This is a genomic window from Nesterenkonia xinjiangensis, from assembly GCF_013410745.1.
In the GTDB taxonomy this organism is placed as follows: Bacteria; Actinomycetota; Actinomycetes; order Actinomycetales; family Micrococcaceae; genus Nesterenkonia; species Nesterenkonia xinjiangensis.
Genome location: NZ_JACCFY010000001.1, coordinates 1,096,485 through 1,111,726, shown reverse-complemented (window position 1 = coordinate 1,111,726; position 15,242 = coordinate 1,096,485). Strand labels below are relative to the sequence as shown.

At 70.9% G+C, this 15,242-nt stretch carries 14 protein-coding genes; 10 read left to right on the top strand and 4 right to left on the bottom strand.

The genetic code is table 11. The annotated features are described in order from the left end of the window. Positions 1 to 80: 80 nt before the first annotated feature. From HNR09_RS05200 to HNR09_RS05190, 3 genes are read right to left on the bottom strand one after another with little or no spacing between them, the layout of a single operon-like run. On the bottom strand, positions 81 to 1,727 hold the full coding sequence (locus tag HNR09_RS05200) for a DNA repair helicase XPB (RefSeq protein ID WP_179541077.1): 1,647 nt from the start codon (positions 1,725 to 1,727) through the stop codon (positions 81 to 83). Continuing rightward, positions 1,724 to 3,934: a helicase-associated domain-containing protein gene (locus HNR09_RS05195; protein WP_179541076.1), complete on the bottom strand. Its 2,211-nt coding sequence runs from the start codon at positions 3,932 to 3,934 to the stop codon at positions 1,724 to 1,726. Before HNR09_RS05195 ends, HNR09_RS05200 begins: the two co-directional genes overlap by 4 nt. A gap of 2 nt (positions 3,935 to 3,936) precedes the next feature. Further along, positions 3,937 to 4,179, bottom strand: coding sequence for a hypothetical protein (locus HNR09_RS05190; RefSeq protein WP_179541075.1), 243 nt, complete (start codon positions 4,177 to 4,179; stop codon positions 3,937 to 3,939). A 201-nt stretch (positions 4,180 to 4,380) separates the two neighbouring features. Between HNR09_RS05190 and HNR09_RS05185 the strand changes: the two genes are divergently transcribed. Further along, on the top strand, positions 4,381 to 4,764 hold the full coding sequence (locus HNR09_RS05185; RefSeq protein WP_179541074.1) for a cold shock domain-containing protein: 384 nt from the start codon (positions 4,381 to 4,383) through the stop codon (positions 4,762 to 4,764). Between the two features lie 43 nt (positions 4,765 to 4,807). Next, complete coding sequence (locus HNR09_RS05180) at positions 4,808 to 5,161, top strand: DUF3027 domain-containing protein (RefSeq protein WP_179541073.1); 354 nt, start codon at positions 4,808 to 4,810, stop codon at positions 5,159 to 5,161. Between the two features lie 32 nt (positions 5,162 to 5,193). Here HNR09_RS05180 and serC read toward each other — a convergent pair whose 3' ends face one another. Next, positions 5,194 to 6,321, bottom strand: a complete 1,128-nt coding sequence (gene serC, locus HNR09_RS05175) for a phosphoserine transaminase (protein WP_179541072.1) — start codon at positions 6,319 to 6,321, stop codon at positions 5,194 to 5,196. 178 nt (positions 6,322 to 6,499) lie between these two features. Here serC and HNR09_RS05170 point away from each other — a divergent pair, with 178 nt between their 5' ends. The 8 genes from HNR09_RS05170 (at position 6,500) to HNR09_RS05135 (ending at position 15,100) form a co-directional block, all read left to right on the top strand. Continuing rightward, a complete protein-coding gene (locus tag HNR09_RS05170) occupies positions 6,500 to 7,222 on the top strand; it encodes an iron-dependent transcriptional repressor DtxR (RefSeq protein ID WP_179541071.1) in 723 nt (240 codons plus the stop codon). Positions 7,223 to 7,697: 475 nt separating this feature from the next. Then, a complete protein-coding gene (locus tag HNR09_RS05165) occupies positions 7,698 to 8,777 on the top strand; it encodes a C40 family peptidase (RefSeq protein WP_179541070.1) in 1,080 nt (359 codons plus the stop codon). A 238-nt stretch (positions 8,778 to 9,015) separates the two neighbouring features. Next, complete coding sequence (locus HNR09_RS05160) at positions 9,016 to 9,510, top strand: HNH endonuclease (RefSeq protein WP_179541069.1); 495 nt, start codon at positions 9,016 to 9,018, stop codon at positions 9,508 to 9,510. Then, complete coding sequence (locus HNR09_RS05155; protein WP_179541068.1) at positions 9,500 to 10,174, top strand: NTP transferase domain-containing protein; 675 nt, start codon at positions 9,500 to 9,502, stop codon at positions 10,172 to 10,174. Before HNR09_RS05160 ends, HNR09_RS05155 begins: the two co-directional genes overlap by 11 nt. Positions 10,175 to 10,186: 12 nt before the next feature. Then, entirely contained in the window at positions 10,187 to 10,483 is a 297-nt protein-coding gene (locus tag HNR09_RS05150) for a DUF6457 domain-containing protein (protein WP_179541067.1), read from the top strand. Beyond that, positions 10,483 to 11,754, top strand: a complete 1,272-nt coding sequence (locus HNR09_RS05145; RefSeq protein WP_179541066.1) for a molybdopterin molybdotransferase MoeA — start codon at positions 10,483 to 10,485, stop codon at positions 11,752 to 11,754. Before HNR09_RS05150 ends, HNR09_RS05145 begins: the two co-directional genes overlap by 1 nt. Continuing rightward, positions 11,754 to 12,602 carry a formate dehydrogenase accessory sulfurtransferase FdhD gene (gene fdhD, locus HNR09_RS05140; RefSeq protein WP_179543028.1) on the top strand — a complete coding sequence of 283 codons (849 nt, stop codon included), beginning with the start codon at positions 11,754 to 11,756 and terminating at the stop codon, positions 12,600 to 12,602. The genes HNR09_RS05145 and fdhD overlap by 1 nt, the downstream gene beginning before the upstream one ends. A gap of 77 nt (positions 12,603 to 12,679) precedes the next feature. Then, complete coding sequence (locus HNR09_RS05135) at positions 12,680 to 15,100, top strand: FdhF/YdeP family oxidoreductase (protein ID WP_179541065.1); 2,421 nt, start codon at positions 12,680 to 12,682, stop codon at positions 15,098 to 15,100. Positions 15,101 to 15,242 lie beyond the last annotated feature (142 nt).

Below are 15,242 nucleotides of genomic sequence, written 5' to 3'. Positions count from 1 at the left end.
GTTGTCTGGGAGTCAGCTGGACATGTGCTGTGTGCCCAGTATGGGTTCCCGGTGCCCTTCCTGTCACGGTCCAGGGCGCCTCAGACGATATCGGTGCCGTCGAGGATCGTGTACCCGTAGCCCTGCTCGGACAGGAAGCGCTGACGTCTGGCCGCATAGTCCATGTCCACGGTGTCCCGGGCGACGATCGAGTAGAAGTGTGCCCGCTTCTCCATGTCCTGCGCGCCCGGACGCAGCAGCCTGCCCAGACGCTGCGCCTCCTCCTGCCGGGAGCCGAAGGTCCCGGAGACCTGGATCGCCACCGAGGCCTGCGGCAGGTCGATGGAGAAGTTCGCGATCTTCGAGACCACCAGCACGTCCAGCTCCCCGCGGCGGAACTCGTCGAAGCGGCGCTGGCGCTGCGCGGTCGACGTCGTCCCCGTCAGCACCGGAGCGTCCAGACGTTCCCCGAGGCCCGTCAGCTGCTCCACGAACTGCCCGATGACCAGGATCTGCTCCCCGCGGTGCCGGTGCCGGGCCACCAGGCGCGCGACGACGTCGTCCTTGGCGCCGGTGCCGGCCGCCAGCCGGTGCCGCTCACGGTCAGTGGCCGAGGCATAGGTCATCCGTTCGCCCCGGGGGAGATCCACCCGGATCTCGACGCACTGGGCCGGTGCTATCCACCCCTGGGCCTCCATCTGCTTCCAGGGGGTGTCGTAGCGCTTGGGCCCGATCAGCGAGAAGACCTCTCGCTCCCGGCCGTCCTCGCGCACCAGAGTGGCGGTCAGCCCCAGCCGTCGGCGGGCCTGCAGGTCTGCCGTGCGGCGAAAGATCGGGGCAGGCAGCAGGTGGACCTCGTCGTAGATGATCAGGCCCCAGTCGTGGCCGTCGAGCAGCTCCAGGTGGGGGTAGAGCTCACCGCGCCTGACCGCCAGCACCTGGTAGGTCGCGATGGTGACCGGCCGGACCTCCTTGCGGTCACCGGAGTACTCGCCGATCTCGTGCTCCTGCAGAGTGGTGCGGCGCAGCAGCTCATCCTTCCACTGCCGGGCGGCCACTGTGGAGTTCACCAGGATCAGCGTGATGGTCGCCGAGGTGGCCATCACCGCGGCTCCCACCAGCGTCTTGCCCGCTCCACAGGGCAGCACGACCACGCCCGAGCCCGACGCCCAGAAGCTCTCCACCGCCTCCTGCTGATACGGGCGCAGCGCCCAGTCCTCCTGCACCAGGGCGATCGGGTGGGCGGTGCCGTCCACGAACCCCGCCAGATCCTCAGCCGGCCACCCGAGACGGACCAGCTCCTGCTTCAGCTCGCCGCGTGCCTGGCCGTGCACTCCCACGGTGCTCTCGTCGATCTGCGGGCCCAGCAGCGGAGTCACGGTCTTGGCGCCCGCGACCTCCTCGAGGACCGCCGGGTCCTGGCCACGGAGCACCAGCCCATGCTGGGGGTCCTTCTCCAGGCGGATCCGCCCGTAGCGGCTCATCGTCTCGGCGATGTCCACCAGCAGAGAGTGCGGCACCGGGAACCGCGAGAACTCCAGGAGCGTGTCCACCACGGTCTCGGCATCGATGCCGGCGGCGCGGGCGTTCCACAGGCCCAGCGGGGTGACCCGGTAGGTGTGGACATGCTCGGGGGCGCGCTCCAGATCCGCGAAGGCGGCCACCGCGCGGCGGGCCGCGTCGGCCTGGTCATGGCCCACCTCCAGCAGGATCGTCTTGTCAGACTGGACGATCAGCGGTCCGCTCATCGGGGCTCCTCTCCGTCGCTCGTGTTCTCCAGAAGTCGCACAGCGGTGATCCGATGGACCAGGAGCACGGACTCGCCCCCGCCCTCGAGCTGGCGCAGCCGCACCCGCCCGGCGTTCAGCCCCGTGGGCAGCCCCGAGAGCACGTGCTCTCGGCCCTCGGCGTCCACCCGGCGCAGCCACACCGGGTGGCGAGACCGCACCGCGGCACGCAGCAGGCTCATCACGTCGGAGCCGGCCACCGCACCTGCTTCCAGCTCGTCGCCCGCGACGCGGTCCTCCGGGCCCCCGGCCAGCGCGGCCCCGGCACGGGAGCCGGCCCCGGAGCGGAGACCCGTCACCGTGCGGGAGACCAGCTGCGGGTCCGCCTCCTGGGCGGAGACGGTGCGCACAGGGGTCTGCTGCCAGGGGGACTGCGGCAGGGTCCAGGCCTCGGCCGCCTCGGCCAGGTCGTCCTCCAGCCGGGCCGAGGCGCGAGCCTGCTCCGAGGGTCCGGGAGCCCCGGGCTCGTCGGCGCTGCGGGTCTCCAGCCCGAGGCCGCCCAGTGCCCGGGCGAGCCGCTCGGCGTCGACGTCGCAGACCAGCACTTCCGCCGTGAGCTCACGCAGCCCCAGTGCGCGCAGCGCGGGGTGCCCGAGCAGCTCGGCCCGACGCTGCGGGTCACGCTCGAGCAGCCAGCTGCCGGCTGAGCCGATGGTCACCCCGTACCAGGTGCGGGCGGCATCGTCGACCAGCGTGGAGAGCGAGGACGGCACCTCGGAGAGGCTGTGCGAGGTCAGGAACTGCTGGATCCGTTCGGCCGTCCAGCCGGCGGAGATGCCGCGGCGCAGCGAATCGGCGGTGAAGCGGAAAGTCGGCACCCCGCCGCGGGTCTCCTTCTCGGCGATCGCCTCCAGGCCTGCGGCGACCTCCGGGGCCAGGGCGCCCACCGCCACCGCCGTCAGGTCGGACTGGACGTGGATGCGGTCCACCTGCGGGGGCAGAGCATCGGCCAGATGCTCGGCGGTGCGCGCCAGCCGGCGCGCCGCCGGCTCCTCACCCGCCGCGATGCCGGTCCCCTCCTGCGGGGCCAGCAGGCCTCCGGCCTCCGAGAGGGTGCCGGCGGCGAACAGCCCCAGGCGTTCGGCCTCACGGACCAGCGGCGGCAGCACGCCACGGACGCGGGTGATCAGCACCGGACGGTCCCAGGTCATGCGGTCGATCAGCGCACCGGTGAGGGCCTGCGGCCCGGGCTCGTCGTCGTCGGGCAGGGCCAGGGTGTACAGCGCCGGAGCGGCGGGTGCCTGTGCGGCGAGCTCGGCGGCGGTGGCCAGCACCCGGGCGCGCAGGGCGGGTGCGTCGCCGCGCTGCCGCTCCGGGGTGAGCGCCGGCGCGAGCCGGGCGGTGGGGTGAGGGCCGCGCAGCAGCAGAGGGGATCGCGGTGCCAGCAGCCAGCCGGAGACAAGCAGCTGATGCTGCCGGTGACGCGGGGCGCGTCGCCAGCGACGTGCGGTCGGCGTCAGTCGCCAGCGGTCGGCGTCGACGTCGAGCTCGACCAGGCCGGCGGCCGCGGCGAGCTCCAGCAGCCAGCCGGTCTCGCCGATGTCCGCATCAGCGGGCCGCTGGGCGCCGCTGCGGACGGTGGTGAGCCGGCGCAGCTCGCGCATCCCCACGCCGCCGGTGCGCAGGGTCGCCGCCGGCTCGGCCTCCAGGGCGGAGAGCAGGTCACCCACCTCGGCGAGCAGCTCGGCCACCGCGGACAGGGCCGCGTTGCGGACCAGTGACGCAGGGATCGCCGCGGAGGAGGCCCGGGGAGGCTCCAGCACCGGGGAGGTGAGCTCGAGGTGCAGCCCTGCCATCACGCCCGGGAGGCTGCCGGGCACGGAGAAGCTGCGGGAGCTCGGCGGGGCGGGGGAGGCGCCGTCGTCGTCGGGGAAGATCAGCCCCAGCCGCTGAAGACGCTCCAGGACGGGGTCCAGCGCTTCGGCGGGGAGCGTCAGCGGGCGTCGGGCGGCGAGCGTGCCGAGCACCGAGAGCGTGCCCGCATCCAGGCGCTGCAGGCAGTGCCGCAGGCTCATGTCCGACTGGGCGCGCACCGCCAGCCCGGTGAAGTCCCCCGGAGCCGGGTGGACCAGGTCCGGACGGGCCTGCAACAGGGATGCCAGGTCGGCGTCGTCGCGGGCGGCGAGACGTCGGGCCAGGGCGGCGAGGCCGAGCTGCGCGTCAGGCATCCTCAGTCGGCCGTGATGGCGCGGCGGCGACGGCGGCGGCCCATCGCCTGCAGCACGTGGGCGATCATCAGCGCGAAGCCCAGCGGGAAGCCCCACAGTGCCGTGAAGTACAGGGCCGGGTGCGGATCGGCCTGGGCGAAGTAGAGGCCGAGGATCAGTGCGAGAGCCACGAAGGCGGCGGCGGTGATCGCCACGCCCAGGAACAGGACGGCCCGGGCGGCCGCATGTGCGGGGGTGGTGGACATGGAAGCGATTCTATCTCCACCGCGTGCCCCAGGTACTCTGGAGGACAGTCGAGATGACGCGCGAGGCGATGCCGCAGGGTGTCGCCGGACGCCGGACGACCCTGCGGAGGCCTGGCCTCCCCGGGTGAGACGCCGCAGGCGCCGTCGTGATCTCGCTCGACCCCAGAGATCCAGATCTATTCAAGGACGAGGTAGAGGAACGTGCCAACCGGGAAAGTGAAGTGGTTCGACGCCGAGAAGGGCTTCGGATTTCTGACCTCCGACGACGGCCAGGAGGTCTTCCTGCACTCCACGGCGCTGCCCGCCGGCGTCTCCAATGTGAAGGCCGGCACTCGGATGGAGTACGGCATCGCTGACGGGCGCCGCGGCAAGCAGGCACTCTCGGTGCGCATCCTGGACGAGGCTCCCTCGGTGGTGCGTGCCACCCGTAAGCCCGCGGAGGAGATGGCTTCGGTGGTCCAGGACCTGGTGAACCTGCTGGAGTCCACCACCGGCAACCTGCGCAAGGGCCGGTACCCGCAGTCCGCCCAGTCGAAGAAGATCGCTGCGCTGCTGCGCCGCGTGGCCGACGACTTCGACGCCTGACCCGCACCCAGCCCACCCGCTTCAGACAGTTCCGGAGGTCACCATGCCGAAGAAGGATGCCGTGCTCAGCGAGGCCGTCGACCTCGCCCGTGAGGCGCTGCGCGAGATCGCCCCGGACGAGCAGGTCGGTGAGCACCTCTCCGTCACGGCGGAGGAGGACCGGCTGCACACCCACCGCTTCGCCGCCGTCAAGCCCGGATATCACGGCTGGGAGTGGTTCGTGGCGGTCGCCCGAGCCCCACGCGTGAAGAAGGTGACGGTCTGCGAGGTCGGCCTGCTGCCCGGCAACGACTCGCTGCTCGCTCCGGCCTGGGTCCCCTGGGCCGAGCGCATGGACGAGCAGGAGAAGAAGCAGATGGCGGCGGAGGAGGCGGCGGCCGAATCCGCCGGCGGCTGAGCCGCCTCCGTCCGCAGCTCAGCGATCGAGCCTCAGCGCCCTTGCTGCTCCAGCACGAAGTCGATCGAACGCAGCAGCCGGGTCACGTCGTCGGGCTCGATCGCCACGAACGTGGCGATGCGCAGCTGGTTGCGGCCCAGCTTGCGGTAGGGCTCGACGTCGACCACGCCGTTCGCGCGCAGCGTCTTCGCGACCTCGGCGGCGTCCACCGAGTCCTCGAAGTCCACGGTGACGATGACGTTCGAGCGGTCCTCGGTGCGCTGGACGAACGGGGTCGCCAGCTCATGCGCCTCCGCCCAGGAGTACACCCGAGAGGCTGAGTCCGCGGTGCGCGCGGTGGCGAAGTCCAGCCCGCCGGCGCCGTTGAGCCAGTCGACCTGCTCGGCCAGCGTCACCAGGGTGGCCAGCGCCGGAGTGTTGTAGGTCTGGTCCTTGCGGGAGTTGTCGATCGCGGTGGTCAGGCTCAGGAAGTCCGGGATCCAGCGCTGCGCGGCGATCCGCTCGGCCCGCTCGAGCGCGGCCGGGGACATGATCGCCAGCCACAGGCCGCCGTCGGAGGCGAAGTTCTTCTGCGGTCCGAAGTAGTAGGCGTCGGTCTCGGCGACGTCGACGGCGAGACCGCCGGCCGCCGAGGTGCCGTCGACCAGGACGAGGGCGCCGTCGTCGGCTCCGTCCACGCGGCGCACCGGGGCGGCCACCCCGGTGGAGGTCTCGTTGTGCGGCCAGGCGTAGACGTCGACGCCGGCCTCCGCCTGCGCGGTCGGTCGGGTGCCGGGCTCGGCGGTGAGGATCGAGGAGGGCTTCAAGTGAGGGGCCCTGTCGGTGGCCTTGGCGAACTTGGAGCCGAACTCCCCGAAGGAGAGATGCTGGGCCCGGGAGTCCACCAGGCCGAAGCCGGCCACGTCCCAGAAGGCAGTGGAGCCGCCGACCCCGAGGATCACCTCGTGCTCCTCGGGTGCCTGGAACAGCTCGGCGAGCCCCTGGCGGACCCGGCCCACCAGGTTCTTCACCGGGGCCTGCCGGTGGGAGGTGCCGAGCAGGTCTCGGCCGGCCGCGGACAGTGCGGCGATCTGCTCGGGACGCACTTTGGACGGACCGGCGCCGAAGCGACCGTCAGCGGGAAGCAGCTCGGCGGGGATGGTCACGCGCTCAGCGGACATGGGGGATCTCCTCGACTTCTGGGACGCGCGGCGGCCAGGACAGGTGTGGACAGGCTCACATCGTCAGCACCTGTGACAGGGGCAGCCACTATGCTGGGGGTGTTGTGGGGATGCCGAGCATCACGGTATCAAGTGCGGGGGCTCCCCCTCCGGCCGGGCAGAGGAAAGAGAGTCATCGTTGACCGATCTCATCGACACCACCGAGATGTACCTGCGCACCATCCTGGATCTGGAGGAGGAGGGCATCGTCCCGCTGCGTGCGCGCATCGCCGAGCGGCTCGAGCACTCCGGCCCCACTGTCTCGCAGACGGTCGCCCGGCTGGAGCGTGACGGGCTCGTGGTGCTCACCGAGGACCGCCATCTGCAGCTGACCGACGGCGGCCGCGAGCTCGCCGTGCGGGTCATGCGCAAGCACCGGCTGGCCGAGCGGCTGCTCTCCGACGTGATCGGGCTGGAGTGGCCCTACATCCATGAGGAGGCCTGCCGCTGGGAGCACGTGATGAGCGAGCGTGTGGAGCGGCGCCTGGTCGAGATCCTGGATGACCCCGTCGAGTCCCCCTATGGCAACCCGATCCCCGGGCTGGAGCAGCTCGGGGTCCCCCACAGGTCCGCGCCCACCGCCCAGCAGCTGGTGACGCTGCGCCGGGCCGCGGAGGACCGCACCGCCGACGGCGACGCCCCCTCCTCCTGGAGGGTGCAGCGTCTCGCCGAGTCCATCCAGGTGGAGCCCGAGGTGCTCGAGCAGCTGCTCGAGGCCGGTCTGCGCCCGGGAGCCGACGTCGAGCTGGGCGAGGTGGACCAGGCGTACACGACGCTCACCGTGTCCCACGACGACATCGAGGGCCTTGAGGTGGAGATCCCGCTGGAGGTCGCCCAGCACATCTTCGTCACCCTGCGCTGACGCCTCGGCCGACGGCGGGCGTGTGGCGTCGAGGCCGCGGAGGCCCTCTGCATCACGGGTGTGTCACGGATCATCACGCAGAGATGTCACGGATCGTGATTTTGCGCCGAATCGTCCGGGGTGCTCCTTCGATTGCGCTTTGACCTGCAGTTCCCTCAAGAAGACCTGGGTCGGCAGGGGCCGCGACGTGGTCCTGCCGTGACCGGACGAGCGGTCATCGTGACCTGAGCGTGACATTTATACCGATCTGTTATACGGTCGGTGACGTGCCCGGGCGACTGTCCGAATGCCCGGTGCGCCTCTGGTCAGATGAACCATCTCTGCCGCTGACCGGAGCCGTTCGACAACTACCGCACGGCAGAGGGCGGGGCACGCGGTCATGTATGGACCTGGATATGAAGCTTCCCCGGCTTCGGACTCTACGCAGGCAGGCCCCGCCGACACAGGGAGAGGTTTTCAACAAGTGACAGACAACATGACGAGTGTCTCGCGCCGTGACCGGCGTCGTCAGGCGTCCCTGGCGCGAGCTGTGGTCCACAACGCCGGCACCTTCGGCCGTGGAGCAGCAGTTGCCGTCGCAGCGACCGGCCTGGTGGTCTCCACCGGTGCCGCAGCCAACGCCAGCGTGGGAAGCGCCGCGGACTCGCAGGGTCGTGAGGTCACCACTCAGCAGGTGGCCCAGTCCGACCTGGCCGTCGAGCGCGCCAGCAACAACTCCGCCGTCACCGTCACGGCGGCGCCCAGCGTCGAGCTGAGCTTCGACCGTCCGGCAGTGGGCTCGGAGTCCGCTCCGGAGTCGACGCCCGAGACCGAGACGCAGTCCGTCGCCCTGAGCCACGGGCTCAGCGACTACCTGCCCGGCACGCGCGGCCTGGTCGAGCAGCTTGCCGAGCTGGAGGGTGTCTCTGCCGAGGCTCTCTTCGAGCAGCTCTTCGCTGACGGCACCTTCGTCGACGACAACGGCATCCTGGACCACGCTGCGCTGGCCGCCCGCGTGGCCGAGCTCAGCCCGCAGCAGGCACAGCCGGAGCCAGAGCCTCAGCCGGAGGCTGCTCCCGAGCCGGAGCAGCAGCAGGAGGAGGCTCCTCAGCAGGAGGAGGCTCCGGCCCCCCAGCAGGAGGCTGAGACTCAGGAGCCCTCGCAGGAGAGCACCACCGAGGTGGAGCTGGCATCCGCTCAGGAGGAGGCTCCCGTCGAGTCCTCCGGTTCCCTGGGCGGGGTCGTCTCCGCGGCCTACTCCGGCGTCGGCACCCCCTACGTGTGGGGCGGCAAGGGACCGGGCGGCTGGGACTGCTCCGGCTTCGTCTCCTGGGCATACGCCCAGGCGGGCCACAGCATTCCGTCCAGCACTGCGGCCATCCGCGGCTCCGGCCAGTTCACGCAGACCAGCAACCCGCAGCCGGGCGACCTGGTCGTCCAGAACGGCGGCGGCCACGTGTCGATCTATGTCGGCAACGGCCAGATGATCGGTGCGCAGAACCCCAGCACCGGCACCATCCTCTACGGCGCCGAGCGTACGGGCAACACCACGAACTACTACCTGACGCTGCGCTGATCGCCACTTAGCACGCGCTGCACACGAGCCGTGGTTGCACTCCGAGACATTCGGAGCGCAGCCACGGCTCGTGTCGTCTGCGATGCTGTGGGGCGGTCTCCATGCCGCTGACTGGGTGTGATTCGCGTCATATGGTGTGCTCAGGGCGCTTCAGCGTCTATATTGAGGGCTGTACAGGCGCGGAACGGCGCCCCGCGGCGCTGATCCGTACTGCCACAGGACGTACGGAGGGATCGCGATGCGCTCATTGGTGCTCAACGCCGGCTACGAGCCCCTGGGTGTCGTGTCCTCCCGCCGCGCCGCAGTGCTGGTCATGCATGGCAAGGCCAGCATCCTTGCTGAGGACGGCACGCCGATCGCCTCGCCCACTGCGCTGGTGCCCCGCCCGGCGGTCATTCTCCTCCACCGTTACGTGCGCGTGGTCCGGCGCGGTCCCAGCGCGCCCTCGCGCCGCAGCATCCTGCGCCGCGATCAGCGACGCTGCGCCTACTGCTCCCGGCCGGCCGGGACCGTGGACCATGTGATCCCCCGCTCGCGCGGGGGAGACTCCAGCTGGGAAAACCTGGTGGCCTGCTGCGGCACCTGCAACATCACCAAGGGTGACAGGACCCTCGATGAGCTCGGCTGGACTCTGGGCACGACCCCGCAGCCCCCGGCTCATCACGCCTGGCTTCCCCACGAGCTCGACGCGCCCCACGAACTGTGGGTGCCGTTCCTGGAACATGCCGCCTGAGGATGCTGCGACGACGACGGCGGCGGTCCTGCTGGCCGGCGGACGTGGCAGTCGTCTCGGCGGCGTCCAGAAGGGTCTGCTCACCCACCTCGGCGTCCCCCTGATCACGGCCTGGGCCGATGCTCTGGAGATCCGTGGCATCGAGACCGTCGTCGTCGGACCGGACCGGCTGCGTGCGAGTCTTCCCGAAGGTGTCGACCTCGTCCGTGAGGACCCGCCCTACTCCGGACCCGCCGCGGCGCTCTGCGCCGGGGTGCGCGCCCTGGAGGCCCGGGCATCGGTTCCCGACGCACACCGCCCGCAGCACGTGCTGCTGCTGTCCGTGGACACCCTCGACCCCGGCCCCGTCCTGGACTGGCTGCTTGACCACCTGCCTGCGGATGGGACTCTGATCCCGCAGGACCAGGAGGGTCGGGAGCAGATGCTCACCGCCGCTGTGGAGGCAGAGCCGCTGCGTCGCCGGGTGCTCTCCCTGGTCCCGGGGGAGGAGGTCGGGCGACCCGTCCGCTGGCTGCTCGAAGGGATGGAGGCTCCCGGCGCCGGAACCGTGGTGAGGCCGCTCCTGCCGGAGGGGCTCGGCGTCGACGTGGACACCGCGGTGGACGCCCGCCGCCATGGGGTGTCTCTTCCGCCGGCGGGCACCGATCCGGAGCTGCGCCTGTGAGATGCTGAGGCCATGGCTGAACGATCCGAGCAGGAGATCACCCGAGAGTCCATCGAGCTGTGGGTCGAGGAGCTCGCCCACCACCTCGAGATCGAGGGAGTGCAGATCGACGTCGACGCCGTGCTGAGCCTGGCGGGCACGGCCGCGCACACCGTGGTCCGCCCTGCGGCCCCGGTGACGACCTTCCTCATCGGATACGTCACCGGCCTGGCCGAGGGCTCAGGACAGGCTGACTTCACCCGCGCATCCCGCGCGGCCACCCGTGTGGCCGAGAATCTGCTGGAGCGTCGCGCCCGCGCCGAGGGCTGATGAGCCTCACCCCGCTCTCCGACGCTCGCCGCCGCGCGGCCGAGGCCGCCGCCGCGCTGTGTGGACCAGGCGTCGACACGCCGCTGGACGCGGCACATGGCGCCCTGCTGGCGGCGCCGGTGCACGCACTGCAGTCGATCCCGCATGCGGCGACCTCCGCCATGGACGGCTGGGCGATCCGCGGCGAAGGCCCCTGGCGCCCCCACGACGAAGCGCCCTCGGGCCCTGGGTCAAGCGAACGGACTGCGCTGAGCCCTGTCGACCCGCGCCCCGCCCTCGAGGATGGAGAGGCGGTCGCGGTCGTCACCGGTTCACCGATCCCCGCGGGCACCACTTCGGTGCTGCGCAGCGAACACGCCCGACTGGACCAGGGCAGCGACGGGCACAGGCTGCTGCACGCCGACCCTGGCAGCGAGGACGTCGAACCCGGCCGCCATCTGCGCCCGTCCGGCTCGGAAGCCGCCGACGGAGAGGTCCTGCTGAGCTCCGGTGAGCGGCTGACCCCTGCGCGTGCCGCGATGGCCGCCGTCGCCGGTCACGACACCGTCCTCATCCACCCCCTCCCGCGCGTGCGACTGATCTGCACCGGGGAGGAGGTCATCACCTCTGGGCTGCCGGGCCCCGGCCAGGTCCGAGACGCCTTCGAGATCTCCGTTCCCGCCGCCGTCGCCGCCATGGGCGGGCGCATGGCGGGAGTGCATCGGGTGGGTGACGACGCCTCGGCGCTCACCCGGCGGCTGCGGGAGGCGATCGCTGACGGTGTGGGGCTGGTGCTCACCACCGGTGGCACCGCCCGCTCCGAGGCTGACGCGCTGCGGGCGGCGCTGCAGGACCTCGGAGCGGAGCCGCTGGTGGACTCGGTGGACATGCGCCCCGGCCATCCCGCAGTCCTCGCCCGGGTCGGCGGCACGCTCGTGCTGGGTCTGCCCGGCAACCCGCTGGCCGGCTTCGCTGCTCTCGCCGCCCTCGGCCAGGTGGCTCTCGACGCGCTGCGCGGGGTGCCCGCCGAGGCCGCCGTCGGCCTGCCTCGCAGCACCTCCTCGCAGCCTTTGGAGGGTGCTCGGCGCGGCCTGCGGCTGCTGCCGGTGGAGCTCCACGACGACGGCGTGGGCCCGGTCGGACATGACAAGCCCCATATGATGCGCGGGCTGGCCTCTGCCGACGCCTTCGCCCTCGTCCCGCCCGGCGGGCTGGAGGCGGGCGCGACGGTGGAGGTCCTGCCGCTGGCGTGGCAGGCTGGAAGCACACCGCTCAGCAGAAGGAGCACATGATGGGACGGCTGACCCAGAGACACCGGATCATGCGGGTGGGCCGCGACGGGGCGGTCCGCAACCGCGGGGACGTCGTCGCCGTGGAGGAGCCGCTGGAGCTGCGGCTCGGCGGGGAGCCCTTCACCGTGACCATGCGCACCCCGGGCCATGACTTCGAGCTGGCGGCCGGGTTCCTCGTCTCCGAGGGGCTGGTGGTCGTCGCCGAGGAGCTGCGTGGCCTGCGCTACTGCGCGGGCACCGGCCCGGACGGACAGCAGACCTACAACGTCATCGACGCCTCCCTGGATCCACGCGTCGCGCGGCTGTCCATCGGCCAGCACCGTCAGGTGCTCACCACCTCGGCTTGCGGGATCTGCGGCACCACCAGCATCGACGCCGTGGAGAAGGCGCTGCCTCCGGCTCCGGCGGCAGGGCCGCAGCTGAGCCTCACCGTGGGGGACCTGCTCACCCTGCCGGACACGCTGCGCGAGAGTCAGCGCATCTTCGACCGCACCGGCGGGGTCCATGCCGCCGGGCTCTTCGACGCAGACGGCACGTTGCTGTGCCTGCGTGAGGACGTCGGTCGGCACAACGCCGTGGACAAAGTGGTCGGGTGGGCATTGATGGAGGGCCGGTTCCCGCTGGTCGGCACCGCCCTGCAGGTCTCCGGACGGGCCTCCTTCGAGCTGGTCCAGAAGGCCGCGCTCGCCGGCGTCGAGCTGCTCGCAGCGGTGGGGGCGCCGTCGTCGATGGCCGTGGACCTCGCGGAACGGGCCGGCATCACGCTGGCGGGCTTCTCCCGACGCGACAGCATCAACATCTACACCCACCCGGAGCGACTCAGCGACCTGGCCCCAGCCACGGTCTGACCAGGGGTGATGAACCTCCTGCCGACGATTCCCGTGAGGAGTGTCACAGCCGGGTGCGCTTCTGCCAGAATGGAGACATGGGACTCATCAATGGGCGTCACAGCGGCACCTCCCGCCGCACGGAGAAGGGTGGCGAGGACCAGATCCACGGCCACCGGGTGGAGTTCGAGGACATCGACGAGGATGACCTCACCGTCAGTGGCCCGAAACGCGCCGCGGCCGGCCTGAAGGCCGTCGCCGTCTCCTTCGAGCGTGGTCTGCACCAGGGAGGGATGAGCCGCACCGCGCGGTCGTTCCTCCGGGTCAACCAGCCCGACGGCGTGGACTGCCCCGGCTGCGCCTGGCCGGAGTCCACCACCGGGCACCGCAAGAAGCTGGAGTTTTGCGAGAACGGCGCGAAGGCGCTCGCCGAGGAGAACACCCAGCGGGTCGTCACTCCTGAGTGGTGGGCCGAGCATTCCATCGCCGAGCTGGAGCAGAAGACCGAATACTGGCTGGGTCAGTCCGGGCGCATCACGCACCCGATGATCATCCGCGAGGGAGAGACCCACTATCGGCCGATCGGCTGGGGCGAGGCCTTCCGCACCATCGCCGAGCACGTGCAGGCCACGACGCCGGAGCGCTGCGTCTTCTACACCTCCGGGCGCACCGCCAACGAGACCGCGTTCATGTACCAGCTGCTCGCCCGCTCGCTGGGCACGAACAACCTGCCGGACTGCTCCAACATGTGCCACGAGTCCTCCGGGACGGCGATGAGCCCGACCATCGGGATCGGCAAGGGCACCGTCACCCTGGAAGACCTGGAGCAGGCCGAGCTGATCTTCGTGGTGGGGCAGAACCCGGGCACGAACCACCCGCGCATGCTCGGCTCCCTGGCGGACTGCCGCAAGAACGGCGGCAAGGTCGTCGCCGTGAATCCGCTGCCCGAGGCGGGGCTGCTCACGTTCAAGGATCCGCAGACGCCGCAGGGACTGGTCGGCGGCGGGGACCGCATCTCCGACGAGTACCTGCAGATCAAGGTCGGCGGGGATCAGGCGCTCTTCCAGGCGCTGGGGCATCTGCTCATCCAGGCGGAGGAGGAGCAGCCCGGCACGGTGCTGGACCCGAGCTTCATCGAATCCTCCACCTCCGGGTTCGAGGAGTACCGCGAGGCCCGCGCCGAGCTCGACTGGGAGGTCACCGAGCGGGCCACCGGGCTCAGTCGGGAGGAGATCGAGCACATCGCCGGTCTGATGGCCCGTTCGAAGGCCACCATCTTCTGCTGGGCGCTGGGCATCACGCAGCAGCCGCATTCGGTGGACACCATCCGTGAGATCGTCAACTTGCTCCTGCTCCAGGGCAACTTCGGCAAGCCCGGCGCCGGCGCCTGCCCGGTGCGCGGCCACTCCAACGTCCAGGGGGACCGCACCTTCGGCATCTGGGAGAAGCCCCGGGAGGAGTTCCTCGCGGCACTGGACGCCGAGTTCGGTATCACCTCCCCGCGGGAGCACGGCTGCGACTCCACCGATGCGATGACGGCCATGGCCGCCGGGCGGGCGGACGTCTTCGTCTCTCTGGGCGGGAACCTGGCGATGGCGAACTCGGACACTGCACTGATGGCGCAGGCGCTGCGCCGCACCGGGCTGACCGTGCACATCTCCACCAAGCCCAACCGGTCCCATGTGGTGCATGGGCGGACCTCGATCATCCTGCCCACCCTGGGCCGCTCCGACCGGGATGACAAACACCCCGGTGGGGCACAGATCCTCTCCGTGGAGAACTCGATGTCGGTGGTGAGCTCCACCCAGGGGCGTCTGGAGCCGGTCTCGGACCATCTGCTGGCCGAGCCGGTGATCATCGCCCGCATGGCTGAGGCGATTCTGGGCCGGGACCACCAGGTGGACTGGAGGGCCATGGCCGAGGACTACGACGTCATCCGCGACCATGCCTCCCGGGTGATCCCCGGCACGGAGGACTTCAACCGACGGGTGCGGCAGAAGTACGGCTTCGTGCTCCCCAATCCGCCGCGGGACCACCGGAGCTTCGCCACGGCCGACGGGCGTGCCGCGTTCTCCGTGCGGGATCTGGAGTATCTGGAGCCTCCTGAGGGCTATCTGGTGCTGCAGACCATGCGCTCCCATGACCAGTACAACACCACCTTCTACGGGCTGGACGACCGGTACCGCGGCATCTCCGGGGGGCGTCGGGTGATCCTCATCCACCCGGAGGACCTCGCCGAGAGCGGATTCGCGGATCGGGACCTGGTCGACGTCGTCTCCATGTTCCGGGGGGAGGAGCGCCGGGCCCCGCGGTTCCGTCTGGTCGCCTACCCGACCGTGCGCGGCTGCGTGGCCGCGTATTACCCGGAGGCCAACGCGCTGGTGCATCGGGATCTGGTGGCCAGAGAGTCCAATACGCCCGGATTCAAGGCGATGATGGTCCGGTTCGAACCGCACGAGGATGGACCAGATTCACGTGAAGATGGCGTTGCTGTCGACTCTTCGGTGGTGATGGCGTAGGCTGAAGCATGTGCGGGTGCTTCGACGGCTCCTACATCGAGTATCGATGCGCCCGCTGAATGTAAGGACAGCAAGACTCTCGATAGTCCGTGGCCTTCATTGAACTCCGTGCCCGTCCGGCCTGGTCGGGCTCGGGAAACGC